This window comes from Castellaniella sp., from assembly GCF_034675845.1.
In the GTDB taxonomy this organism is placed as follows: Bacteria; Pseudomonadota; Gammaproteobacteria; order Burkholderiales; family Burkholderiaceae_B; genus Castellaniella.
On record NZ_JAUCCU010000001.1, the window covers coordinates 799,466 to 822,442 of the forward strand.

A 22,977-nucleotide genomic window follows, 5' to 3' on the forward strand; every position below is an offset into this window, starting at 1 on the left:
ATTGTCTTAGAATCAAAGGCCGACGCGACGCTGCCTTATCCCATGATTGATTCGCCCTCTTTGCAGGCTAACCTCTTTCGCCATCTCAATGCTGACAAGGCTGATCTGTACCGTCAGATCATGGATTGCTTTGCGGCCGCAAAACGCCAATTCCGCCTGCACTTGCGGCCAGACGAAGTGCTGACCGAAGGCGCCTGGTCCTCTCTGCCGCTGGCTTCACGCCCCAGGCTGGCAGACATCCAGACCGCACTCAACCAGCTAACCGACTGGGGCAATCTGGAGTCCCAGCCTGACGTCTCTCGGGTCACCAGTCTCAGCGACTACTATCGGGCGCAATACCTGTACCGCCTGTCTCAAGAAGGCGAAGCAGTCGAATCGGCGCTGGTCACTTTTGCCCAGGCACTGCACCGCCGGGCAGAGCTGCAAACTGTCGCGCTGGAAGACATCACCTATCGCCTGCAGGCTTTACGAGCACTGGCAGACGACGCTGACCCAGACGCCGCCAAGGTCCATGAAGTGCTGCGCGATTTGGTGCGCGTGTTTGAAAGCCTGACTGACAATGCCCAAGCCTTTATGGCGGGCATCGGGCGCAGCATCGAACTGCAGCAAGCACAAGTACAGGCGGTACTCGGCTATAAAAAACGACTGATCGACTACCTGGAACGTTTCATCGGCGACCTGGTCGCCCGATCAGGCGGCATTGCCCGGCACCTGGAATCTCTGACGCCTCGGATTGACGCCTTGTTATGGCTGACCGCACGCCGCGAGGCACGCGACAGCGCGCCAGGCAATGATCAAGAGCAACTGTCAGCGCTGGAACACTATCAGCATGCCTGGCACGAACGCTGGACCGGGCTGCGGCGCTGGTTTTTATCGACAGGACACGAGCCATCGCAGGCCGAACTGCTGCGCACCAAAGCCCGTGCCGCAATCCCTCAGTTGCTGATGGCCATTACCGCCCTGAATGAACGGCGCAGCGGCCGCAGTGACCGCTCGGCGGATTTTCGCACCTTGGCAGCCTGGTTTGCAGACTGCCAGGATGATGCCCAGGCACACCGTCTGGCGCGCGCCGCCTTTGCCTTGAATCCTGCCCGACACTTGGCGCAGCAGCCTCCGGGCAACCAGGATCTGCCTGCCAGCACACCTTGGGCGCAAGCCAAACCCATCCAGGTATCGCCGCGCCTGCGGGAATACGGGGAGGCCGCCCCGCGCGGGGTACTGCCCAGAATTCAAGATCGTGCCCAGGCACGCAGCCTGCTGGCTGCCCAACTGCAGGAAGAACACGATCAAATCGAAACGGCCCGACAACGCTTGGCGACGGGCCGGATCACGCGCTTGTCGGAATTAGGACCTTTGGACGCACCGACGTTTGCGCTGTTCCTGGATCTGCTGGGCGAAACCCTGACGGCGCAACCAAACCCGGACGCCATCGTCGAGGCGCAAAGCGGCGATGGGCTTTTACAAATACGCCTGCAGCCCTTGGCCGCCGACACTCAGGCCAGCATCCACACCAGCGATGGCTGCCTCAGCGGGCGCGACCATCTGATCATGATTTCCCGCACTGGGCCTGCCGATGAAACGCGATAGCCGCAGCATCCGCCGACAACAAGTCCGGTACCAGGACAATGAGCGCATCCAGGCATTGCGTGCGCTGTTGATGACCCCGCTGATGGTGTCATCGCATGACGCGTTTCCCGCCGTCTTGCACCACGCAGATACCCTGCGCACCTGGTTTTCCCGCGAAGCCGGCTGGACGCTGCATATTGAACGGGACTGCGCGCGCCTGTACAAACGCCCTGCCCAACTAGAGGATGCCAGCCGGGGGCTGCCAGGTTTCGACCGCCGCCGCTATGTGCTGTTGTGCCTGGTCTGTGCAGTGCTGGAACGCGCAAATCCCCAGATTACCCTGAAGATACTGGGCGAGCGCCTGCTGGTACAGACGGCAGACCCGGCCCTGATCGCCCGCGACTTCAGCTTTACCCTGACCACCATGCACGAAAGGCGCGAGTTGGTGGCGGTCTGCCGTACCCTGCTGGAGCTGGGAGTGCTGCGGCGGATTGCCGGCGACGAGGAAAGCTATGTACGCGCCAATGCTGCCGCTTCGGGTGAAACCAATGATGCGCTATATGATGTGCACCGACGGGCGCTGGCGGGCATGTTGGCGGCAATTCGCGGGCCCTCCACCTGGCCATCGGAACAGGCTCCAGTGACTTTATCGGACCGGCTGGATTCGCTGGTGCGAGAATACAGACCAGACACAGAAGATGGTCAACGAACTGCCTTGCGTCATCATCTTGCCCGACGTCTTTTGGACGATCCCGTCGTCTATCTGGACCCATTGACCCCGGAACTGCGCAGCTATTTCATCAACCAACGAGGTGCCATGGCCAGCCGCTTGTGCGAGGCCAGCGGCCTGCAGGCAGAACAACGCGCCGAAGGGCTGGCCCTGACGGATATTGATGGCGACCTGAGCGATATTGCCATGCCTGCCGAAGGCACCGAAGCCCATGTCACCCTGCTGGTTGCAGAATTCCTGGCGCAGGCCCACCACGCTTCCACTGCCGCCACCAGACCGATCCTCCTACAAGACATCGCCGCACATCTGGCGCAACGGCGCGAGCAGTACGGGCGCTACTGGCGCAAGTCTGCTCGGGAAGCGGGCTCCGAGCACGAACTGGCGCAATTGGCCGTCGCCCGTTTGCGGGATCTGCAACTACTGACCGATGATGGCGAGCATATCGCTGCCTTGCCGGCCCTGGCCCGGTTTGCACTGGGATCGGTAAACATGCGACCATCCAGCACCGGCCCAAGCCGCACCCAGCAGCCCGCTGCTTCCCCCATGACTCCTGACCTGTTTTCATGATCCAGGACACATTACCCAACGCCAAGACTGATCACGCTGCCCTGCCTATTCCAAGCCTGAATCGCTGGCAACCCTTGCGGCTGGGGTTAGTGAATCTGTTTTACTACGATAGTGAAGAATTTCATTTTCGGAATGGGCGATTGCTGCTGCGCGGCAACAACGGCACGGGCAAATCAAAAGTCCTGTCGTTGACACTGCCTTTTCTGTTTGATGCCCAGATTCGCCCTTCACGCATCGAACCTGATGGCGACAACACCAAAAGGATGGCCTGGAATCTGCTGCTGGGACAGCACGAACGGCGCATGGGTTATACCTGGGTGGAATTCGGTCGCCTGGATGCCGATGGCCTGCCGCATTATCTGACTCTGGGCTGCGGCCTGTCCGCAGTGGCAGCACGCAGCCAGGTAGAGGCCTGGTATTTCACGCTGACGCAACGCCGCATCGGACAAGATTTTTGGCTCATGAACCCTAAGCGGGTCGTCCTGACCAGGGACAAGCTGGATGAAACCCTGCAAAATCTGGGCGGGCAATTATTTCGTTCTGCGCGGGATTATCGGCGCGCCGTGGATGAACAATTATTCCAGCTGGGACCAGCCCGCTACGACGCCCTGATGGATACGCTGGTCCAATTGCGCCAGCCCCAATTATCGAAAAAACCGGACGAATCCAGTCTGTCGCAGGCCCTGACCGAAGCCTTGCCGCCGATTCCGTCTGAATTATTGGCCGACGTGGCGGAAGCCCTGACCCAGCTAGAGGAATACCGCCAGGAGCTGCAAGAACACGAGGCTCTGGCCCATGCAGTCACACAGTTCAATCGCCGCTATCAACGCTATGCCGCCACCCAGGCACGGCGACAGGCACGCCATGTGCGCAGCGCCCAGACTGCCTTTGACAATGCCAGCCGGACATTGAACGAACAAAACCAGGCACTGGCGGCAGCCCAGACAGCAGAAACACAGGCAGAGGCCCAACAGCAACGGGCCAATACCGACCGCGCTGTCTGTCAGACTCGGCTGGATACCCTGAAGTCTGATCCGGCCATGGCGGATGCGCACACCCTGAGCAACGCTGCCGAGGAAGCCCAGCGCCGCCAAGACGCGGCGGATAAGGCGCGGGAACAACAGCAATCCCGACGGCAACGCCGGGACGAGGAACAAGCCGCCACCAAAAATTGTCACGCTCGGACACAGCAGCTGACACAAACCTTGGCCCAAGTCCGCGCAACCAGCCGCCAAGCTGCAGGCCAAGCAGGCTTAGCAACGGACTATGACGCCAGCCTGCTATCGCGCAGCGACGATAATCGGCCGCTACCGGATCAGGAACTGCAAGCTGCCCAAGCCGACTTGCGCCGGGCGCGAGACCTGCGGCGGGAACAGATCCAGACCGTACTGGAGCGCTGTACAGCGCTGGATCAGGCCAAGCGGACACGCCACGAGGCACAAATCCGGCATGATGAACGCCGCGATGATCTCAGTGATGCTATCGCACGCAGGGAAGACGCTGATGCGCAGGTGCACGACTGCAGCGGTGCCCATCTGGACGCCTGGCGCGAACACCTGGACAGTCTGCGACAATTGCACATCGTGGATGGCGACCAGGTCATTCAGGATCTGGATATCTGGACCATGACGCTGACCGGCACCAGCCCCGCCCACCTGGCGCTACTGGCGGCCCAACAATCGGCCAGCCAGCAATTGGCGCAACAACAAGCCGCTTTGCTGGCGCAACAACAGGCCCTGAAAGACGAACAAATCCTGCTGCAATCCGAGCAAAAAGATCTGCAGAACGGCCATGACCCCCTGCCTGCCCTGCCTGGCTGGCAGAACGCGGCGACCCGCCAAGGGCAAGCCGGTGCGCCTTTTTGGCAGTTGGTGGATTTTCATCCCAACCTGGACGAAGCACAAAGAGCGGGGCTGGAAGCCGCACTGCAGGCAGCCGGCTTGTTGGACGCCTGGGTCAGCCCGCAGGGCGATCTGCTGGATCAACAGGGTGCCCCCATTGTGGGCAGCGCCTGGTGGGTGCCTCGATCCCGACAGGCGGCATCGCTAGCGGGCTGGCTGGCACCGGCCCGCATAGAAGACCTGCCTGCAACCGCCTCCATCCAGCAGGCATGTGCCCGCATCCAGGTCTTGCTGGACGGTATCGCCTGCGGGCCGCAGGATGTCCCAACGGCAGAAGCCTGGGTCGCACCAGACGGTCGTTTTCGCCTGGGCTCTCTGCAGGGTGCCTGGACCAAGCCCCAGGCACAGCACATCGGCCATGCGGCGCGGGCAGCAGCACGGACGCAACGTCTGGACATCATCCATACCCGCCTGCAGGCTATTCAGGATGCGCAACAGGCCCTGGCGCAGCAACAAACAGAGTCTCGTGCGGCCCAAGCCCAGGCTGCGCAAGAATGGCAGACTGCGCCCTCGGACGAGGCCCTGCGCACCGCGCATGCCCTGGCAACGGCCAGCATGCGAACGCACGCCTTGGCCCAGGAATACCTGCAGCAAGCGGCACAGCATCTGCAGCTGGCCGACACAGCGCTAGATCAGGCGCAGCAAACGCTGCAGCAAGATGCCGCCGATTTACATCTACCCGATACCCCAGAGGCGCTGCACAGAATCGGACAGCACCTGCAGGATTTTGCCGACACCATCGTACAACTGGCGCTGGCCACGCGTGAACGGCAACAAGCGCATCTGGAATGGCAGCAGCAGGCAGCGCGTGAACAACACGCCCGCGAAGATGCCACCCAGGCGGATGAACAAGCAGCAGAATGTGCGCTCGAAGCCCAACAGGCCCGCACACGCCTGGAAACGCTGCAAACCAGCATTGGGGCTCAGGTCCAAGCACTACAAGCGCAACTGCTACAGGCCACGCAAGCCCTGCGCCTGGCCGAACAAACCCTGAATGATTGCCATGACGCGCTGCGCCTGGCCTCTGCAAACTACGCCCGCAGCGCCCAAAAAGCCGAGGCAGCCACCGAAGTACTGGAGCAGCGACTGCAGGCACGCCAGCAGACGATCATGCGGTGGCAAGACTTTTGCGGGACAGGCCTACTGGCCTCGGCGTTGCCGGACTTGGCGCTACCCGCGCCACAGGACAACTGGTCCATCGAGACTGCCTTGAGCCTGGCGCGGCGCACTGAGCAGCGCCTGAATCAAACCACGGATGATGACGCCGCCTGGTCGCGCATCCAGGGCGAAATATCCCAGGACTACACCGAGCTGGGCAGTGCCCTGAGTGCGCTGGGCCACCAGGCACAGGCCGACACCAGCGATTTCGGTCTGGTGGTGCACATCATTTACCACAATCGGCCTGAACGTCCCGACCGGCTTGAGGCCCATCTGATTGCTGAAATCGCACAACGCAAGGAACTCCTCAGCGCCCGCGAACGCGAAATCCTGGAAACACATCTTCAGGCCGAGATTTCGAGTGCCATCCAAAAGCGTTTGCGTGATGCACAACAACAAATTCTGGCCATCAATGAGGAACTCCAGCAGCGCCCCACCACCACCGGCGTGCGCTTTCGACTGAAATGGGAAACGCTGCCAGAAGGCGTTGACGGGGCGCCAGTCGGTCTGGAGGCCGCCCGCCGACATCTGCTGAATACCAGCACGGATCTATGGTCTGCCGATGACCGTCGGGTGGTGGGCGAAATGCTGCAGCAACGCATCGAGGCCGAACGCAGCCGCAGCGACACCTTGCCCGGCTCCAGCCTGCAAGAGCAACTGGACCGAGCCCTGGACTACCGTCGCTGGCACCGCTTCCGGATAGAACGCTGGGCTGGCGAATGGCGTTCTTTGATGGGACCGGCCTCCAGCGGCGAACGGGCGCTAGGCCTGACTGTCCCCTTATTCGCAGCAGTCGCCAGTTTTTATTCTCGAGGCAGCAGCAGCCATGCGCCGCGCCTGGTGCTGCTCGACGAGGTTTTTGCCGGGATCGACGAACCTGCCCGGGCCCACTGCTGGGCCTTGATCCGGGAGTTCGATCTGGACTTTGTCGTCACCAGCGAACGAGAATGGGCCTGTTCAGCCGAACTGCCAGGTGTGGCCATTGCCCAATTGCAGCGCCGTGAGGGCATTGATGCTGTGCATGTCTCGCGATGGATCTGGGATGGACGCACCAAGCGACGGGTGCCAGATCCTGATCAGCGCTTTCCGCCCGAGACCGACGCAATAAACAAAGATGCGCATGCCTCCTGACGATGCCCGCCTGCAACGCCTGCTGGGCGGTCCCGAATTGGCAGATCTGCGCCGACGACTGCGGCGCCACTATGAACGCCACCCTGCTGGGCAACACCCCCCTATTCTGCAATTGGGCGGATTAGCGCCCCACGAACAAGCAAGGCTGGCGGCCCTGATGGGCAGGCCGGTGCGGCCCGTCAAGACCATCCGGATTGACCTGACGGACATCGATACTGCATTGCAGCACGCAGGCGTGTGTTCATCTCTGCGCGATGCCTTGGCACAAATCGACGGCCCCTTGATTGATCGACGGGCTGCCAAAACTGAGCAAATTCAGGCCTGGGCCACGCTGGCAACAGGTCAGGTCAACACCGACAGTCACGGCACGCCATCAGACCCACGACTGCTTGCCTGGCTACAAACGCCCGTGGCTATCCCTTTGCTGAAGCGGCTTGGCCGAGCCAATATCCCCAGCGCGGCCAAGCTGCTGTCGCAGGCCGATGCGGTCATGCAGCACTTGCCGGCCCCAGGCATGCCCAGGGCCCAACTTGCTGCCCGCACCCTGGGCGATGCCCATGCTCTGGATGATGGCCAAGCAGTGGCGCAAGTTGTACTGGCGATATGGACCCAAACGGATGGCAGCACATTGTCAGCACCCGACGTCAAGAACGAGCGCAACCGTGCCATCTGGGCGCGCGCCGGTGTTTTGGTCAATGAATTGGCCCGCCCCGCCTTGTGCGTGAACCTGCCCGTGCAGGACCCAGCCACCGCCACCTGGCGGCCAGGAATACCCACCTATCTATCGTTGCGCCAACTATTACGCCATCCGCCCGATTGGGCGGTGGCGGGACTCACGGTGTATATCTGCGAAAACCCCAACCTATTGGCGATTGCCGCCGATTGCTTGGCTGATCATTGTGCCCCGCTGGTTTGTACAGATGGCATGCCATCTGCCGCCCAACGCACTTTGCTGGATCAGTTATCCGCGGCCGGTGCCAAGCTGGCTTATCACGGGGATTTCGATTGGCCTGGACTGCAGATCGCCAATCATGTCCAACACCGCTGGCACGCTCTCCCCTGGCGGATGAGTGCAGCAGACTATATGAACGCCCTGCGGCACGCACCGCAGCGTCCGCCGGATCTAGGAGAACCAGTAGTCCATGCGCGATGGGATCTTGCCCTGACCCCGACCATGCAGGCCCATGGTTTGATCGTTGCCGAAGAAGCCGTCGCCGATGAGCTGATACAGGATTTGCGCCAAACCCAGGCGTCCAGGTGATGCTGAAAATCCAACAATTGTTGAATCACCACGACACAGGCTCTACAAACCATGTCGTGGCAGGCACAGAGGCCACGGTTGGCGTTGAACTCCACGCCCGCTCTTGCTACAGGCACGGCGCAGCCATGGCTGCGCCATTTTTGTCCGTGCGGATTTTTCCGATCTATCCGGCGGACAGGCGGGTCTGCACAATGGGACATCTTTCCGCAGTGGATGTCCTGCCATGCCCGCCACGCAACACCACCCGATGCCGTCCGCCGACACAGGCCAGATCGCCGATGATCACGACAGCCCATGGAAGGAAGCACTCGAATTGTTTTTCCCACAGGCCATGGCCTTGCTGGCCGTTGAGCTGCACACACAAATCGACTGGGCAGCCCCCATTGAATTCCTGGACAAAGAACTGCAAGCCATCCAACGTGCCGCCACCCCCGCCAAGGGCCGCCAACTGGTGGACAAACTGGTCCGAGTCCAGCTATTAACGGGCAGCACCGCCCTGCTGTTAGTGCACATCGAGGTCCAGGGACGCCTGTCCGGCCCCGCCCAGTCCCAGGCATTCAGCTGGCGCATCCTGCAATACAAAATCCTGATCCAGACGCGCGAAATGCGCAAACACCAGACTCCGACGCCACCCCTCATCTACAGCCTGGGCATCCTGATCGACCAGCCCCTGCCAAAGCCTGGCGCGATGCCGCTGACTGCCTTGTGCTATCAGGATAAGTTCTTGTCGCAAAAGACCGAATTCACCTTTCCAGTTGTAGAATTGAATGATTGGCGTAGTCGCCTGGAAGAACTGGACGCCTTGGCCCCGGCCAACCCCTTTGCCGTCATCCTGATCGCGCAGATACAGGCTTCAGCGCATGCCGACAAGGCAGCCCGGCTGGGGCCTTTGTTGAAAATCGTCCGTCGCCTGTACGACTATGGCTACGATGGTAATCAGATCCGGCAAATACTACGCCTGGTGGAATGGATCATCCGCCTACCACCGGATCTGGAACCAGAATACTTTGCAGCAACCGATCGACTGCACCAGGAGCACAACATGAGTTACGTCACCGTTGCCGAACGGGTATACACCCAACGCGGGCTGGAGCAGGGGTTGGAACAAGGGCTGGAACAAGGCCGCGAACAGGGCCAGGCATCCTTGTTGCTGCGACTGCTGCAGCACCGCTTTGGCGCAATGCCTGACGAAACCATTCAGCGCATCCAGGCTGCAGATACCCAACAACTGGAAATCTGGTCCCTGAACACCCTGGATGCCAAAACCCTGGACGAAGTATTTCACGACTAGACTCTGGCACCAGCCCACCTTCAGCTGGATCGCGCCTTCCCTTCGCTCCTCGGGAGGCCATCTTGTCCTGCCACACAACGATGCGCCTGCTAGACTGTCTCCTTTGACTTCTACCGGCCTTATTTGTGACCACACACGCTTTTTCCAGCTTGCCGCTGTCCCCTACCCAACTCGATAACCTGGCGCAGATGGAATACACAGCCATGACGCCGATTCAGGCGCAAAGCTTGCCGATTATCCTGGAAGGCCGTGATCTGATCGCGCAGGCCAAAACCGGCAGCGGCAAGACCGCTGCCTTTGGATTGGGCATTTTGCACCGTCTGGACCCGGCGCGATGGGTGACTCAGGCTCTGGTGATCTGCCCCACCCGCGAACTATCGGAACAGGTCGCCATAGAACTGCGCCGTCTGGCACGCGCCGAGGGCAACATCAAGATTCTGACGCTGACTGGGGGCGCGTCCGCGCGCCCGCAGACCGAGTCGCTGGCGCATGGTGCCCACGTCATCGTAGGCACGCCCGGGCGCCTGTTGGACCATTTGGCCCGCCAGACCCTGGATCTGTCCGCCGTGCACACCTTGGTGCTGGACGAGGCGGACCGCATGGTAGACATGGGATTTTTCGCGGATGTGATGGCAATTGCCAGTACATGCCCCAGCCAGCGCCAAACCTTGCTGTTTTCCGCCACCTACCCGGACAGCATCCGCAACGATGCCGAACACCTGCTGAACGACCCCGCCATGGTCAAGGTCGACGCTATACACAGCGATGCCCAAATCCAACAGCACTTCTACGAGGTCGACGAGGCTGGACGTTTCGATGCAGTGGCGACGCTGCTGCGACATTTCCAGCCCGCCTCCGCGTTGGCTTTTTGCAACACCAAGGCAGCCTGTGCCGCGCTGGCCAGCCACCTGAAACACGCAGGCTTCAGTGCGCTGGCGCTGCATGGCGACATGGATCAGCGTGATCGGGACGATGTCCTGGCGCAATTCTCCAACCACAGCTGCAATATCCTGGTGGCAACCGACGTGGCGGCACGCGGGCTGGACATACCGTCGCTGCCCATGGTGATCAACGTCGAACTGGCCCGCGACCCCCAGGTACACATCCACCGCATCGGACGAACCGGCCGGATGCAGGAAAACGGCCTGGCCCTGAGCCTCTGCGACCCGGCAGACCGCTATGTCGCGTCACGCATAGAAAAAAGCCTGGAACAGACCCTACATTGGGATGCCCTGCCCCGCCCACAGGCATCCAGAGGGCGCCCAACCCCGGCGCCTATGGTCACACTGCTGGTGCTGGGGGGCAAAAAAGCCAAGCTGCGGCCAGGCGACCTGTTGGGTGCGCTGACCGGCGACGGTGGCTTGACACGCGAACAGGTGGGCAAAATCAGCATCACGGATCAGGTATCCTATATTGCCCTCAGCCGAGACATCGCACACCGTGCATTTCCACGCCTGAGCAATATCCTGATCAAAGGCAAAACGCAGCGGATGAAACTGCTCTAGGCCTGCCGACAGGCACAGGCGGGCTCGGGACACTCTACTTAAGCTGGCGCCGCTTATGCAAGAAATACCCAATCTCCAACTCAGCCATATTGCAGGCCCGCAGCATGCCGATGCGGACCTGCACTACGAGGCGCTGGGCACGCTGGCCAGCCAGTTGGGACGCAATATGTCCATGCATCGCCATGACCGATATTTCCAGGTGCACTATGTCCTGGATGGGGCTGTGCGGGTGCAGTTGGAAGACCGCGTCTATCGTCTGCGCGGTCCCATGGTGTTTCTGACCCCCCCCCGCTTTTGTGCATGCCTTTGTCACGGACGATCAGGCCGATGGCCATGTATTGACAGTGCGCCAGCAGCTATTGTGGCCGCTCTTGAACGAGGCCGCCGCCTGGTCGGACGGGGCACACGTGGCACCGCTATGCCTGTCGATCCAGAGCCTGGCTGGGGAATCCGCCGAGGAAGCGCAGCGCCTGGATTTACTGTTTGGGCAACTGCAGCAAGAATACGCCGGTCAGCAGCCGGGCCGCGCCCAAAGTCTGGAGCTGCTGGCCCAGCTGATTTTCATCAGCCTGCTGCGCCTGTCACCCCAAGCCATGGATTCGCCGCCACCCTGCCGTGAGGAACTGCAGCTGTTTCTGGACTTTAATGCCATGATTGAAGACGGCTTTTGCCGCCACTGGACGATTCCGCATTATGCCGAACAGGTGGGGATTTCAGAGCAACGGCTGAATGAAATCTGCCACGGCATCGCGGGCAAGCCCCCAAAACGCCTGATCAACGAGCGCCTGATGCAGGAAGCCCGGCGCCTGCTGCTATACACCAACCAGCCGGTCAGTCAGGTCGGCTATCGGCTGGGCTTCGAGGACCCGGCATACTTTGGCCGGTTTTTTCTGCGGCATGCGGGACTGGCGCCGGGCAATTATCGCAGCCACATGACCCGCGATCTTATGTTGTCTGACCAGCAGCCATGATGCCCTTCAGAACGCGCTTGAAGGCAGCGATTTCTGCTTCATCGAACTGCGACAGAATCTGAGCCTCGTGGTGCTGGGCCAGCGCCCAGATATCGCAGACCCGGGCACAGCCCTCGCGGGTCAGTTCATAGCCACCATCCGCCTGGCGCACCAGGCCTCGGCTGACCAGCAGGATCAGGGTCTGTTCTACGGCATGTACCGGCATATCGGCATCATGTGCCAGGGCCGCGACATCACGGCACAAGCCATCATCCAATAGCATCAGCACGCGGGCTTCGCTGGGCCGCCAGCCGATTTTCACCTGCTCGGGCTGATAGCTTTGCTGATAGCTGCGCACAGCCTGGGTCAGCAGAAAATAGGTATGGTCCGCCAGCCGCCCACGCACACTTTTGTCGACCACCGGAGGGTTTTCTCGTTCGCGCTGAGGGTGGGACAAGACCATCGAATAAGCCCCCTGGTGATACACCAGCGGCGGGCTGCCATTATCTTCAAAATCCACCACTTGGCCAATCATGATCCAATGGTCGCCGCCATCGATGATCTGGTGCTTGCGGCACTGGAAACTGGCGCTGGTGTCTTCCAACAGCACGCAACCTCCGTGGCCGGATCGCCACTCAACCCCTGAGTAACGGCTATCGCTGGGCCGGGCAAAACGGTTGGAGAGCTCGATCTGGCCCATCGACAGGATATTGATGGCGAAATGGCTGGCCCGCTGGAATACAGGAAAGCTGCTGGAGCGTTTGTCGATGCTCCAGAGGACCAGAGGCGGGTCCAGCGAGACTGAACTGAAGCTGTTGGCCGTGACGCCCACCATGGCGTCACCGTCATTGGCCGTCACGATGGTTACCCCGGTGGCAAAGTTGCCCAGCGCACGGCGCAGCACGCGCGGATCAAAAGCTTTGGTTGGCTGGGGCCGCAGGGCATCATGCATGGTGAGGGTTCCTTGGAAAATCTGGGAGAGGCTGGCGTGCGTTTAGCTTTATAAAGCCAAACGCACGCAGACAACACCGCCGTGGGCGGTTTTACTGCTGAAATGCCTTAAATCATCGTAGGATCGGGTTCCATGCCCATGATGGAGCGCCCAAGTATCTGTGAGCACACGTCATAGTCTGTGTACGCGTGGGCCCCGGTCATGTGGCTGTCACGGAACAGCCGCTGCAGTTCGTTGCCATCGAACCAGGCGCTGGCCCCTGCCACGCTGAACAGACGATCCACGGCTTCGATGCACATTTTGACGGCATAGGCCTGATTGGTGCGCCAAGCGGTCAGCGTTTCTGCGGTGGGATATTGCTTGGCCACGCCATGCACACGATGATCTTCCCAGGTCTTTTCCAGGAAGGCCCGCGCAGCACCCACCTGATGGGTGGATTCAGCCAGGCGCATCAAGGCTGGGGTGGCCATGCCGACACTGGCCCCAGTATAGGCGCGCACGCGATTGCGGGTCTTTTCCTTGAAGGCTTCGAGCATGCGCTCGGCCACGCCCAGGCTGATGGCGGCAAAGCCACTGGCAAAATATGGACGATATGGAGTATAGAAAATCTGGCTGTCGGGATACAGACCGAAGCCGGCAGACTGGCCTTCCATCATGCCCTTGGCCGCTTGAATCCGGTGCTCTGGCACAAATACCTTATCCAGAATCAGGGTCTTGGAACCGCTGCCGCGCATGCCCATGGCATACCAGTCGTCGCGGATGGTGTAGTCCTGACGTGGCACCACAGCGAAACAATAGACCTTTTCGCCATTCGCATCGAAACGATTAAAGCCCACAATGGCCCAATCGGCATGATCACAGCCGCTGCTCCAGCCCATTTCGCCGCTGAACAGAATGCCGCCCTCGACTTCTTCTGTGCGCCCAAACGGGGCAATGCTGCTGCTGGCCGTGGCGTCGGGGTTCTGGCCCCAGACTTCATCCTGCAATTGCTTGGAAAACATGGCCAACTGGTGGCTATGCGTGCACAGCAGGCTGAATGCCCAGGAAGTACCCCCGCAGGCCCCCGACAGTGCCACCACGCATTGGGCAAAATCCGGCAAGGACATTTCCAGGCCACCGTAGTGGCGAGGCTGAAAAGCACGATGCATGCCGGTTTGCTTCAGCAGCCGGATATTTTCAGCAGGCACCTGGCGCTCTTTTTCTGCCTGATCGGCGCGTGCAGCGATGTCAGGCAGAATGGCGCGGATGCGATCCAGCATGGGATTGGGGCTAGTCATGGGGTTCTCCTTGGACAATGGGGCGATGTGCTCAGGAGAAATAGTAAATATGTTAGCGATTATCCGGAATGCACATTTTCTGAGGAACCTGGTACTTTTCTCGGAAATACGGGATAACCCCAATGAGTCAATCCTCTCCGATATCCTCATTCCATAAATCCGGATGATCCCGAATGAAGTCTCGCATCAAGGCAATACAGCCAGGGTCTTGAACAACCTCGACCTGGACCCCTCGGGCCCGCAGTAAGTCCTCATCCCCCATAAAGGTTTGGTTTTCACCAATGACCACGCGGGGAATGCCATAGAGCAGAATCGCGCCGGTGCACATAGAGCAGGGCGATAAGGTGGTATAGATGACCGACTGCTGATATATCTGAGCGGGCTGACGGCCTGCATTTTCAAAGGCATCCATCTCACCGTGCAGGATGGCGCTGCCTTGCTGGACGCGGCGATTATGGCCACGCCCCAGCACACGGCCCTGGTGCACAATCACCGACCCGATGGGAATCCCGCCCTCGGCCAGGCCTAGGCGGGCCTCATCCAGGGCAAGTTGCAAAAACTGATCCATGGCGCACTCCTTTACAAAGATTCAAATATAAAGCTTATGCATTGACAATTTTGCTAGATTGCATTAAATTTTTTGGCTGTTCTAGGGGTGTCCGAATTTTCGGGCTGAGACTTCGCCATCCATGGTGATAACCCTTCGAACCTGATCCGGCTCATACCGGCGAAGGGAAGGACCGCACCATTTGCCATTTCAGGCGACCTTCCCCCTTTTTTATCTGCTATCCGGGCACGCTGATGCCCGAACAGCCTGATCGGCGCATACGCGCCAAGGGGACATCATGTTAAGCACTTTTGCCACATTGTCGTGGCTGATCGTTTTTGCAGGCAGCTTTTCCCTGGCGGGCGTCTGGTATGCCCGCCGCAGCCACGACAACCTGGAAGACTTCATCGTGGCGCGCAACAGCCAGAGCGCGACTGCCACTATTCTGACACTGCTGGCCTCGTCACTGGGGGCCTGGATTTTGTTTTCCCCCGCCCAGGCGGCTACTTGGGGCGGGATCGGGGCCATTACCGGGTATGCGCTGGGGTCCATGGCCCCACGCCTGACCATGATCCCGCTGGGCCAGCGCATGCGCGAACTGATTCCGCGCGGCCATACCCTGACCGAGTTCGTCATGGTGCGCTACGGCCGCGGCCTGTACGGCCTGGTGTTGATCATCATGATGTTCTACCTGTTCATTTCATTGACGGCCGAGATCACCGCCATCTCGAAAATGGTCACCCTGATCGCCCCTATCCCTTTGTGGGTCACTGCGGGTATTGTGCTGGGCTGCACCCTACTGTATACCGCCTGGGGAGGCTTGAGAACCTCTATCTTTACCGACCAGGTGCAGATGATCATCATCGTGCCACTGCTGGGCATCCTGGTGCTGCTGGGCTGGCAGGCCAGTGGCGGTATCGGCGCAGTCACCCACGAACTGCAGATCAAAGCCCCTCAGTTGCTGGAATTCGATAATTTTTCAGGCATCAAAGCCGGGCTGACCTTTTTTGTGGCGATCCTGCTGACCGGCCTGTTCCATCAGGGTAACTGGCAGCGCGTCTACGCCGCGAAATCGATCCGCGCGATGCGCCACGGATTCATGCTGGGCGGCCTGCTGGTTGCCCCGGTCATTTTCCTGATGGGTTTATTCGGGCTGGTGTTTGTTGCCCAAGGCGGCGGCGACAGCTCTGTGGCGCTATTTACCGTGCTGATCCCCAATTTGCCGGTCTGGTTTTCCATTGCCCTGATTCCCTTGGGGCTGGCACTGGTCATGAGCAGCGCCGACACGGCCATCAGCGCTGTCTCCAGCATGATTGCCGTGGACGCCCGCCGCCTGATGCCGCAGGCGTCCACTGCACGCCTGATGCACTATTCACGCATGGCGATTTATCTGATGGCCATTCCCGTCTGGCTAGCCTCGGCCCAAGGCTACAGCGTGCTCTATCTATTCCTGCTGGCCGATCTGTTTTGTTCCGCCGCCGCTTTTCCCGTGTTTTTCGGCCTGTACAGCCCCCGCTACGATGGACGCACCGCCTTGATCAGCACCCTGAGCGGGCTGCTGACCGGCATTTCGGTATTCCCCGCCCCAGACGGGAACATGGATACCTTGCTGGAATCCTTTTTGTTGGCGGCCCTGGTGCCCGTAGCTGTATCGGTCCTGATGACCCGTCTATGGCCCAGCCGCCACTACGATCTTAGCCAAATGCAAGGCCGCATCCGCAGCCTGCAAGCCTAATCCGGAGAAAATCATGACCACAAATTTTGCCGCTGGACCCCATACACAGGCACTCTGGCAGCGCGTCCAACCCATCGTGGCCCGCACCGAAGCCCTGCCCTTTCTGAACCAGATGGCCAACGGATCGCTGGACCCGGTCGCTTTTGTCAATTACATCCGCCAGGACAGCCTATACCTGATCGGCTATGCCCGCGCCATGGCGCTGCTGGCTGCAAAGGCCACTACCCGCCCAGAATCTCGTTTCTGGGCCGAGTCCTCGGCCTCGGCAATCAGCGTCGAAGAAGGCATGCACGGCGACCTGCTGGCCGATACCCGCCTGGCTGCTGCCTGCCAGCAACTGGAGGTGGCCAGCAAACCCGCCCAGGCCTCGCCCACCACGCTGGGCTATGTCTCATTCCTGTTGGCCGCCGCTGCTACCGAATCCTATGGCATCGGCGTGGCGGGCGTACTGCCTTGCTTCTGGGTCTATGCCCATGTGGGCAAGGTTCTGGTCCAGCAGGCAGGCACCCTGGCGGCTGACCATCCCTACGCCACCTGGATGGCCGCCTATGACAGCGATGTCTTTGATCAGTCCACCCGCCAGGCGGTCGGCATCCTGGAACAGGCCTTGGGCGACGCCACCGATGCCGAGCGCAGCCGCATGATGGACGTCTTCGAGCAGGCTTGCGTCTACGAATGGCACTTCTGGGCCACCGCCCATGCCTTGCAGGGCTGGGATCTGAGCTAGATGATCCCACGCTGAGCCAAGTCTGACCGGCGCAGCATGGCTGCGCCATTTTTGTCCGTGCGGATTTTTCCGATCTATCCGGCAAACAGGCGGGTCTGCACAATGAGGCATCTTTTCGCACAAGCTGGTCAGAGTCCAGCTATTAGCGGGCAGCGCCGCCCCTCATCTATAGCCTGGGCATCCTGATCGACCAGCCTCCGCCCAAGCCCGACGCGATGCCGCTGACTGCCTTGTGCTATCAGGATAAGTTCTTGTCGCAAAAGACCGAATTCACCTTTCCAGTTGTAGAATTGAACGAGTGGCGTAGCCGCCTGGTCGAATTGGATGCCTTGGCCCCGGCCAACCCCTTTGCCGTCATCCTGATCGCGCAGATACAGGCTTCAGCACATGCCGACAAGGCAGCCCGGCTGGGGCCTTTGCTGAAAATCGTCCGACGCCTGTACGACTATGGCTACTCTGGTCCCTGAATACCCTGGACGCCAAAACCCTGGACGAAGTGTTCTGCGCTTGACTGCGAACGGCCCCATCTCTGTTCGCCCACGTCCCGGACAGGCCATGTAACAGGCAGGGCCTGTCCGAACCAGCGTTTTTCCTGCACAATCGGGGCTTCTGACACTGTCCACAGGAGACAAAATAATGGCTAAAAAACTATTGATGCTGGTGGGTGATTATGTCGAAGATTACGAGGTCATGGTGCCGTTTCAGGCACTGCTGGCGGTGGGCCATGCTGTGCACGCCGTCTGCCCGGATAAAAAAGCCGGGGACTTCGTCGCCACTGCCATCCATGACTTCGAGGGCGCCCAGACCTACAGCGAAAAGCCCGGCCATCGCTTTACCCTGAACCAGGATTTTGCGACCATTGATCCCGCTGCCTACGATGCCTTGGTCGTGCCCGGTGGGCGGGCGCCTGAATACCTGCGCATGAATCCCCGTGTCCTGGAAATCGTGCAGCATTTCCACCAGGCGGACAAACCCATTGCCGCAATCTGCCATGGTGCCCAGTTGCTGGCTGCCGCCGGCATTCTGCAGGGCAAGACCTGCTCGGCCTACCCAGCCTGCGCTGCCGAGGTCCGCCTGGCGGGCGGCACCTATGCCGAAATCGGCATCGATCAGGCCCATACGGATGGCAAGCTGGTCACCGCCCCAGCCTGGCCCGCGCACCCTGCCTGGATTGCCCAATTCCTGGCCGTGCTGGGCACCAAGATCCAGCACTAAGCCTCGCAACGATCTATCCCGTGCCTTGCAGCAGGCTGTCCCTGAAGCGCAGCCTGGCCCCCACTGGAATCTGGCCCAGCAGATCATGCTGGGCACGGCATACGACGGCAATCACCGGATACCCCCCCGTCAGGGGGTGATCCGCCAGAAACAACACCGGTTGACCATTGGCCGGCACCTGAATCGCCCCCACTACAGCCCCTTCGCTGGGCAGTTCCTGGGTCTTGCTGCGCACCAAAGGCTGCTCGCCCGACAAGCGCATGCCCACCCGGTTGGATTGCGGCGTCACTAACCATTCCCGCGTCAGCAGACTATCCAGGGCTGACGGATCAAACCAGTCATCACGCGGCCCCAGTACGACATCCAGCGTCACGACATCTCCGGGACGCGGCAACATGACCGACTCAGCATGATCGACCCCTTTCCCCTGCATACGTCGTACACACGGAATATGCCTCGATGCGTTCACCGGCAGACAATCCCCCCCCCCGCAACGGCTCGGGCCCAATCCGGGCCAGCACATCCGTAGACAGGCTGCCCAGCACAGCTGGCAAGCCCCAACCGCCCTGCACCGCCACATAGCAACGAACCCCGGCACGCACGGCACCAATTTTCAGAACATGACCGTCCTCCAGCCGCAGTGAATGGCCCATAGCCGCAGGCAAGCGCATGCCCGATGCACTGAAAACCGATACGGCGGCTTGAGCGCCCGTGACCGCCACCATTGCCTGCCCATGACAGCGCAGTTGCAAGCCCCCCAGGGCATTTTCCAGTACGGCGGTGTCCGGCGCATTCGCCACCAATTGGTTGGCCTGCCGCATGGCGGCACGATCCAGGGCTCCGGAAACCGATACCCCCATGCCTGTCAGTCCGGGTCGCCCGGCATCCTGCAGCAGGGTCTGCACCCCTGGCTGCAACACCGTCAGGCTGGCTGCGCTGACTGTCTGATCCGATTCGACCCTGGCCCGTTGGCGGCCCACCCTCTCCACAAGAGGGTGATTCGATCCAAGCTGGTCGGCAGACGCATGGGCAGGCCCTTCCAGTGCCCGGAAACGTACCCAATCCCCCGGCTGCAATAAGGCTGCTTGAGCCCGATCCAGATCCCACATGCGTAGTGCCGTCACCCCAAGCAACTGCCAGCCTCCAGGGCTATCTGCGGGATACACCGCGCTGAAGTTCCCCGCGACGGCCACAGACCCCGCCGGCACCCGAGTCCGAGGACTGGGTCGGCGCGGCAGGCCATGAAAACAAGGATCTCCGCCAGTCAAATATAAAAACCCCGGCGCAAAGCCGGCAAAAGCCGCCCGAAACATACTCCCCGTGTGACGCTCGATCACCTGGGTGCAACTCAAGCCCAGATAAGCGGCGACTTCTGCCAAGTCCGCCCCGTCATACTGCACAGGAATCTCAATCACCCGAGCCTGTTCAGGCGGCTGGTCTGAAGAACCGCGATCGCCCATGCTGCCAACATGAGTACCCAACCAGAACAGCACTTGGCCCCGCGTGATCTGATCCGGCGAAAACTGCACCAGCAAGGTCCGGGCAGCGGGCACCAGCGCCACGACCCCCTCGGGCCGGTGATGACCAAGCCGTGCGTACAAGGCCAGCACGGTATCCAAGGTATCCAGTTCTACCAATACGGCAGCATCCCCCGCCGGCAAATAGCGCACCAACGCCATCAAGCCCCCGGCGAATCCGCAAAAGGCCGCAGTTGCACCCCTTCGGCATCCAGCCGGGAGCGCACCGTCTGCGCCAGCGCCAATGCCCCAGGGCTATCGCCATGCACACAGATCGAATCCGCCTGCAGGCGCACCCGCGTCCCGTCAATGGCAGTGATGAAACCCGTCCGCGACCAATCCAACATGCGGGCGGCGACTTGATCCGGATCATGCAGCACGGCCCCGTCCAGTTGCCGCGACACCAGGGTGCCCTGCGGGGTATAGGCCCGATCGGCAAAAATTTCAGCCACCACCCGCAAGCCACGCTGGCGGGCTTGTTCCAGCAAGGGCGAGCCCGCCAACCCCATCAGGATGAGCTGCGGGTCCAGCGCCAGCATGGCGGCAATGACATCCCCCGCCTGCCGCGTATCGGCCGCAATGGTGTTGTACAAAGCCCCGTGAGGTTTGACATAGCGCACTTGGGTGCCGGCCACGGCGGCCAGCCCCTGCAAGGCCCCGATCTGGTAGATCACATCCGCCATCAGTTCGCGGCTGCTGGGGTCCATGGCCCGGCGGCCAAAACCCACCAGATCGGGATATCCCACATGCGCCCCCACAACCACGCCGCGCGCTGCAGCTGCCCGCAAGGTATCCAATATCCCTGCCGGATCCCCGGCGTGAAAACCGCAGGCAATATTCGCGCTGGTGACAATCGCCAGCAGGCCGGCGTCATCGCCCATGCGCCAGGCCCCAAAGCTTTCCCCTAGATCACTGTTCAAGTCCATGGTGAATCCTTATCATGTCGCTACATGCTCAAGATTGTTGAGCAATCCAGAGTCTTAAAAAACAAGTGGTGTCCCCACACACCCCAAAAAGCCCAAAACCCCATGCAATCCAGACATTATCCCAGCACCACCCCAGGCTTGAGTCTGGCGGATTCGGTCGCAGAAAACCTGCGCCAGCAACTGATACACGGCCAGCTGCATGCGGGCCAACGCCTGTCGGAGGCCAGCCTGAGCGAGCAACTGGATGTATCCCGCAATACCTTGCGCGAAGCCTTCCGCATTTTGGTGAAAGAAGGCCTGCTGCACCACGCGCCCAACCGCGGCGTTTCGGTGGTGGTCCCCAGCATTGCGGATATTATCGATATCTACCGGGTGCGGCGCCTGATTGAATGTCAGGCACTGGCCCAGGCCTGGCCCCGGCATCCCGCCCACAAGCGCCTGACCCAGGCCACCGAAGATGCCCAACAACGGCGCGAAGCGGGCGATTGGCAAGGGGTGGGATCGGCCAATATGGCGTTTCATGCAGGCATTGTGGCCCTGGCTGACAGTGCCCGCCTGGCGGCCATGTTTGCCGACATCGCCGCCGAATTGCGCCTGGCATTTGGCCTGCTGGACGACCCTGAATACTTGCACGCGCCTTTTGTGGACCAAAACAGCCACTTGCTGGGCCTGTTTGAATCCGGCGATACCAGCGCCGCCGCCCAGGCGCTGGAGCACTATCTGATCCAGTCCGAGCGCATGGTGCTGTCCGTTTATACCGGGCGCATCGACTAAATCACCACGGCCCCTCCCAGTGCGACGATCAATCGCCCAGCAGCCGCAGCGGCATAGCAAGACAGATTTGATGAGAGAAGTCCTCGGCATTCAGTTGAACGATTTTAATTAATTGATGAACATAATGAGGCTATAACAGCTACAAAAACATTCTTATTGTTGAAAACCCTGATAGCCATCAAATACGCTGTGGGCTACTGTTTCTGCTGATATCCCCAGGGTCGGCATACTGCATCCCGGCCCTCTTTCCCAGGAGACCGCCTGATGAAACGCCGCACTCTGTTTACCGTCACCCTGGCCGCCGGCCTAGGGCTGGCCTTCAATGTCCACGCCGCCACGCAATGGGATCTGGCCGCCGCCTACCCCGCCTTCAACTTCCACTCGCAAAATCTGGAACAATTTTCCAAAGACGTGTCCGCAGCCACCCAGGGCAACGTCAACATCACGGTACATGCCGGGGCATCGCTATTCAAGATGCCGGAAATCAAACGCGCGGTGCAGGGTGGTCAGGCCCAAGCCGGCGAATTCTTCATGGTCAGCTTCCAAAACGAATGGCCGCTGTTCGGACTGGATGGCCTGCCCTTTCTGGCAAGCAACTACGATGAAGCCTGGAAGCTATACCAGGCCCAGCGCCCCGCCCTGGAAAAGAAACTCGACCAACAAGGCATAAAACTGTTGTATGCCGTGGCTTGGCCACCGCAAAGTATCTACAGCAATAAACCCATTAACTCAGTCGAAGACCTGAAGGGCATGAAATGGCGGGTCTACAGCCCCACCACTGCCCGCATTGGCGAACTCGTCGGCGCCCAGCCAGTCACCATTCAGGAAGCCGAACTCACCCAGGCCTTGGCCACCGGGGTCATCGAAGGCCTGATCACCTCCAGCGCCACGGGGGCCGACAACAAGCTCTACGAGCAAATGAAATACTTCACCAACGTCCAGGCCTGGATTCCGAAAAACGCAGTGGTCGTCAACAAAAAAGCCTTTGAAGCCCTGCCCAAGGCCGAACAGGACGGCATCCTGAAAGCTGCCGCCGACGCCGAGGCCCGGGGCTGGGCCGCTTCCCGCCAGGTGGATGCCGACTCCATTGCCAAGCTAAAAGCGGGCGGCATGCAGGTCATTGAACCCTCGGATGAATTGCGTGCTGGCCTGGCCAAAATCGGTGATGTCGTCATCGAAGAATGGACCACCACGGCAGGCGACGAAGGCAAACAAGTCCTGGCCGATTATCGCGCCAACAAATAAAG

General features: G+C 60.5%; 17 protein-coding genes, 2 pseudogenes and 1 riboswitch. Of the genes and pseudogenes, 14 read left to right on the top strand and 5 right to left on the bottom strand.

Features of this window, described 5'->3' with window-relative positions; translation table 11 throughout:
- Positions 1-42 precede the first annotated feature (42 nt).
- From VDP81_RS03925 to VDP81_RS03955, 8 genes and pseudogenes are all read left to right on the top strand, one after another.
- Positions 43-1,587, top strand: a complete 1,545-nt coding sequence (locus VDP81_RS03925; protein ID WP_323011610.1) for a TIGR02677 family protein — start codon at positions 43-45, stop codon at positions 1,585-1,587.
- The gene (locus VDP81_RS03930; RefSeq protein WP_323011611.1) at positions 1,574-2,863 is read left to right on the top strand and encodes a TIGR02678 family protein; all 1,290 of its coding nucleotides are present in this window, start codon (positions 1,574-1,576) and stop codon (positions 2,861-2,863) included. The genes VDP81_RS03925 and VDP81_RS03930 overlap by 14 nt, the downstream gene beginning before the upstream one ends.
- Positions 2,860-7,053 (top strand): TIGR02680 family protein, encoded by a 4,194-nt coding sequence (locus tag VDP81_RS03935; protein ID WP_323011612.1) that lies wholly within the window; start codon positions 2,860-2,862, stop codon positions 7,051-7,053. Before VDP81_RS03930 ends, VDP81_RS03935 begins: the two co-directional genes overlap by 4 nt.
- On the top strand, positions 7,037-8,314 hold the full coding sequence (locus VDP81_RS03940) for a TIGR02679 family protein (protein ID WP_323011613.1): 1,278 nt from the start codon (positions 7,037-7,039) through the stop codon (positions 8,312-8,314). The genes VDP81_RS03935 and VDP81_RS03940 overlap by 17 nt, the downstream gene beginning before the upstream one ends.
- A 223-nt stretch (positions 8,315-8,537) precedes the next feature.
- Positions 8,538-9,605, top strand: coding sequence for a DUF4351 domain-containing protein (locus VDP81_RS03945; RefSeq protein ID WP_323011614.1), 1,068 nt, complete (start codon positions 8,538-8,540; stop codon positions 9,603-9,605).
- 125 nt (positions 9,606-9,730) lie between these two features.
- On the top strand, positions 9,731-11,110 hold the full coding sequence (gene dbpA / locus VDP81_RS03950; protein ID WP_323011615.1) for an ATP-dependent RNA helicase DbpA: 1,380 nt from the start codon (positions 9,731-9,733) through the stop codon (positions 11,108-11,110).
- A 166-nt stretch (positions 11,111-11,276) separates the two neighbouring features.
- Positions 11,277-11,387 (top strand): annotated as a pseudogene (locus tag VDP81_RS15335) (AraC family ligand binding domain-containing protein); the annotation flags it as partial.
- 19 nt (positions 11,388-11,406) lie between these two features.
- Positions 11,407-12,081, top strand: a complete 675-nt coding sequence (locus tag VDP81_RS03955) for a helix-turn-helix domain-containing protein (RefSeq protein ID WP_323011616.1) — start codon at positions 11,407-11,409, stop codon at positions 12,079-12,081.
- Here VDP81_RS03955 and VDP81_RS03960 read toward each other — a convergent pair.
- The 3 genes from VDP81_RS03960 to VDP81_RS03970 form a co-directional block, all read right to left on the bottom strand.
- Positions 12,056-13,012: a p-hydroxyphenylacetate 3-hydroxylase reductase component gene (locus VDP81_RS03960; RefSeq protein WP_323011617.1), complete on the bottom strand. Its 957-nt coding sequence runs from the start codon at positions 13,010-13,012 to the stop codon at positions 12,056-12,058. The genes VDP81_RS03955 and VDP81_RS03960 overlap by 26 nt on opposite strands.
- Before the next feature lie 107 nt (positions 13,013-13,119).
- Positions 13,120-14,289, bottom strand: coding sequence for a p-hydroxyphenylacetate 3-hydroxylase oxygenase component (locus VDP81_RS03965; protein WP_323011618.1), 1,170 nt, complete (start codon positions 14,287-14,289; stop codon positions 13,120-13,122).
- Between the two features lie 127 nt (positions 14,290-14,416).
- The gene (locus tag VDP81_RS03970; RefSeq protein WP_322996916.1) at positions 14,417-14,857 is read right to left on the bottom strand and encodes a nucleoside deaminase; all 441 of its coding nucleotides are present in this window, start codon (positions 14,855-14,857) and stop codon (positions 14,417-14,419) included.
- A 73-nt stretch (positions 14,858-14,930) separates the two neighbouring features.
- Positions 14,931-15,042, top strand: a riboswitch (TPP riboswitch).
- A 92-nt stretch (positions 15,043-15,134) separates the two neighbouring features.
- Here VDP81_RS03970 and VDP81_RS03975 point away from each other — a divergent pair.
- The 4 genes from VDP81_RS03975 to VDP81_RS03990 all read left to right on the top strand — a co-directional run bounded on the left by VDP81_RS03975 (position 15,135) and on the right by VDP81_RS03990 (position 18,513).
- Positions 15,135-16,571, top strand: coding sequence for a sodium:solute symporter family protein (locus VDP81_RS03975; protein ID WP_322996915.1), 1,437 nt, complete (start codon positions 15,135-15,137; stop codon positions 16,569-16,571).
- A gap of 13 nt (positions 16,572-16,584) precedes the next feature.
- Positions 16,585-17,298, top strand: coding sequence for a TenA family protein (locus VDP81_RS03980; protein WP_323011619.1), 714 nt, complete (start codon positions 16,585-16,587; stop codon positions 17,296-17,298).
- A gap of 251 nt (positions 17,299-17,549) precedes the next feature.
- Entirely contained in the window at positions 17,550-17,765 is a 216-nt protein-coding gene (locus tag VDP81_RS03985) for a hypothetical protein (protein ID WP_322996913.1), read from the top strand.
- A 169-nt stretch (positions 17,766-17,934) separates the two neighbouring features.
- Positions 17,935-18,513, top strand: a complete 579-nt coding sequence (locus VDP81_RS03990; RefSeq protein WP_323011620.1) for a DJ-1/PfpI family protein — start codon at positions 17,935-17,937, stop codon at positions 18,511-18,513.
- 13 nt (positions 18,514-18,526) lie between these two features.
- Here the strand turns inward: VDP81_RS03990 and VDP81_RS04000 are convergent.
- Both VDP81_RS04000 and VDP81_RS04005 read right to left on the bottom strand, forming a co-directional pair.
- Positions 18,527-20,192: pseudogene (locus VDP81_RS04000) on the bottom strand (5-oxoprolinase/urea amidolyase family protein).
- The gene (locus tag VDP81_RS04005; RefSeq protein WP_323011623.1) at positions 20,192-20,956 is read right to left on the bottom strand and encodes a 5-oxoprolinase subunit PxpA; all 765 of its coding nucleotides are present in this window, start codon (positions 20,954-20,956) and stop codon (positions 20,192-20,194) included. Before VDP81_RS04005 ends, VDP81_RS04000 begins: the two are co-directional and overlap by 1 nt.
- Before the next feature lie 102 nt (positions 20,957-21,058).
- Between VDP81_RS04005 and VDP81_RS04010 the strand changes: the two genes are divergently transcribed.
- On the top strand, positions 21,059-21,730 hold the full coding sequence (locus tag VDP81_RS04010) for a GntR family transcriptional regulator (RefSeq protein ID WP_323011624.1): 672 nt from the start codon (positions 21,059-21,061) through the stop codon (positions 21,728-21,730).
- A gap of 264 nt (positions 21,731-21,994) precedes the next feature.
- Positions 21,995-22,975: a TRAP transporter substrate-binding protein gene (locus VDP81_RS04015; protein WP_323011625.1), complete on the top strand. Its 981-nt coding sequence runs from the start codon at positions 21,995-21,997 to the stop codon at positions 22,973-22,975.
- Positions 22,976-22,977 lie beyond the last annotated feature (2 nt).

What these genes read in the sequence shown, in the direction of transcription:
- VDP81_RS03925 (WP_323011610.1), top strand. Translation starts at nt 43, where the DNA reads ATGATTGATTCGCCCTCTTTGCAGGCTAACCTCTTTCGCCATCTCAAT.
- VDP81_RS03930 (WP_323011611.1), top strand. Translation starts at nt 1,574, where the DNA reads ATGAAACGCGATAGCCGCAGCATCCGCCGACAACAAGTCCGGTACCAG.
- VDP81_RS03935 (WP_323011612.1), top strand. Translation starts at nt 2,860, where the DNA reads ATGATCCAGGACACATTACCCAACGCCAAGACTGATCACGCTGCCCTG.
- VDP81_RS03940 (WP_323011613.1), top strand. Translation starts at nt 7,037, where the DNA reads ATGCGCATGCCTCCTGACGATGCCCGCCTGCAACGCCTGCTGGGCGGT.
- VDP81_RS03945 (WP_323011614.1), top strand. Translation starts at nt 8,538, where the DNA reads ATGCCCGCCACGCAACACCACCCGATGCCGTCCGCCGACACAGGCCAG.
- VDP81_RS03960 (WP_323011617.1), bottom strand. Translation starts at nt 13,012, where the DNA reads ATGCATGATGCCCTGCGGCCCCAGCCAACCAAAGCTTTTGATCCGCGC.
- VDP81_RS03965 (WP_323011618.1), bottom strand. Translation starts at nt 14,289, where the DNA reads ATGACTAGCCCCAATCCCATGCTGGATCGCATCCGCGCCATTCTGCCT.
- VDP81_RS03970 (WP_322996916.1), bottom strand. Translation starts at nt 14,857, where the DNA reads ATGGATCAGTTTTTGCAACTTGCCCTGGATGAGGCCCGCCTAGGCCTG.
- VDP81_RS03975 (WP_322996915.1), top strand. Translation starts at nt 15,135, where the DNA reads ATGTTAAGCACTTTTGCCACATTGTCGTGGCTGATCGTTTTTGCAGGC.
- VDP81_RS03980 (WP_323011619.1), top strand. Translation starts at nt 16,585, where the DNA reads ATGACCACAAATTTTGCCGCTGGACCCCATACACAGGCACTCTGGCAG.
- VDP81_RS03990 (WP_323011620.1), top strand. Translation starts at nt 17,935, where the DNA reads ATGGCTAAAAAACTATTGATGCTGGTGGGTGATTATGTCGAAGATTAC.
- VDP81_RS04005 (WP_323011623.1), bottom strand. Translation starts at nt 20,956, where the DNA reads ATGGACTTGAACAGTGATCTAGGGGAAAGCTTTGGGGCCTGGCGCATG.
- VDP81_RS04010 (WP_323011624.1), top strand. Translation starts at nt 21,059, where the DNA reads ATGCAATCCAGACATTATCCCAGCACCACCCCAGGCTTGAGTCTGGCG.
- VDP81_RS04015 (WP_323011625.1), top strand. Translation starts at nt 21,995, where the DNA reads ATGAAACGCCGCACTCTGTTTACCGTCACCCTGGCCGCCGGCCTAGGG.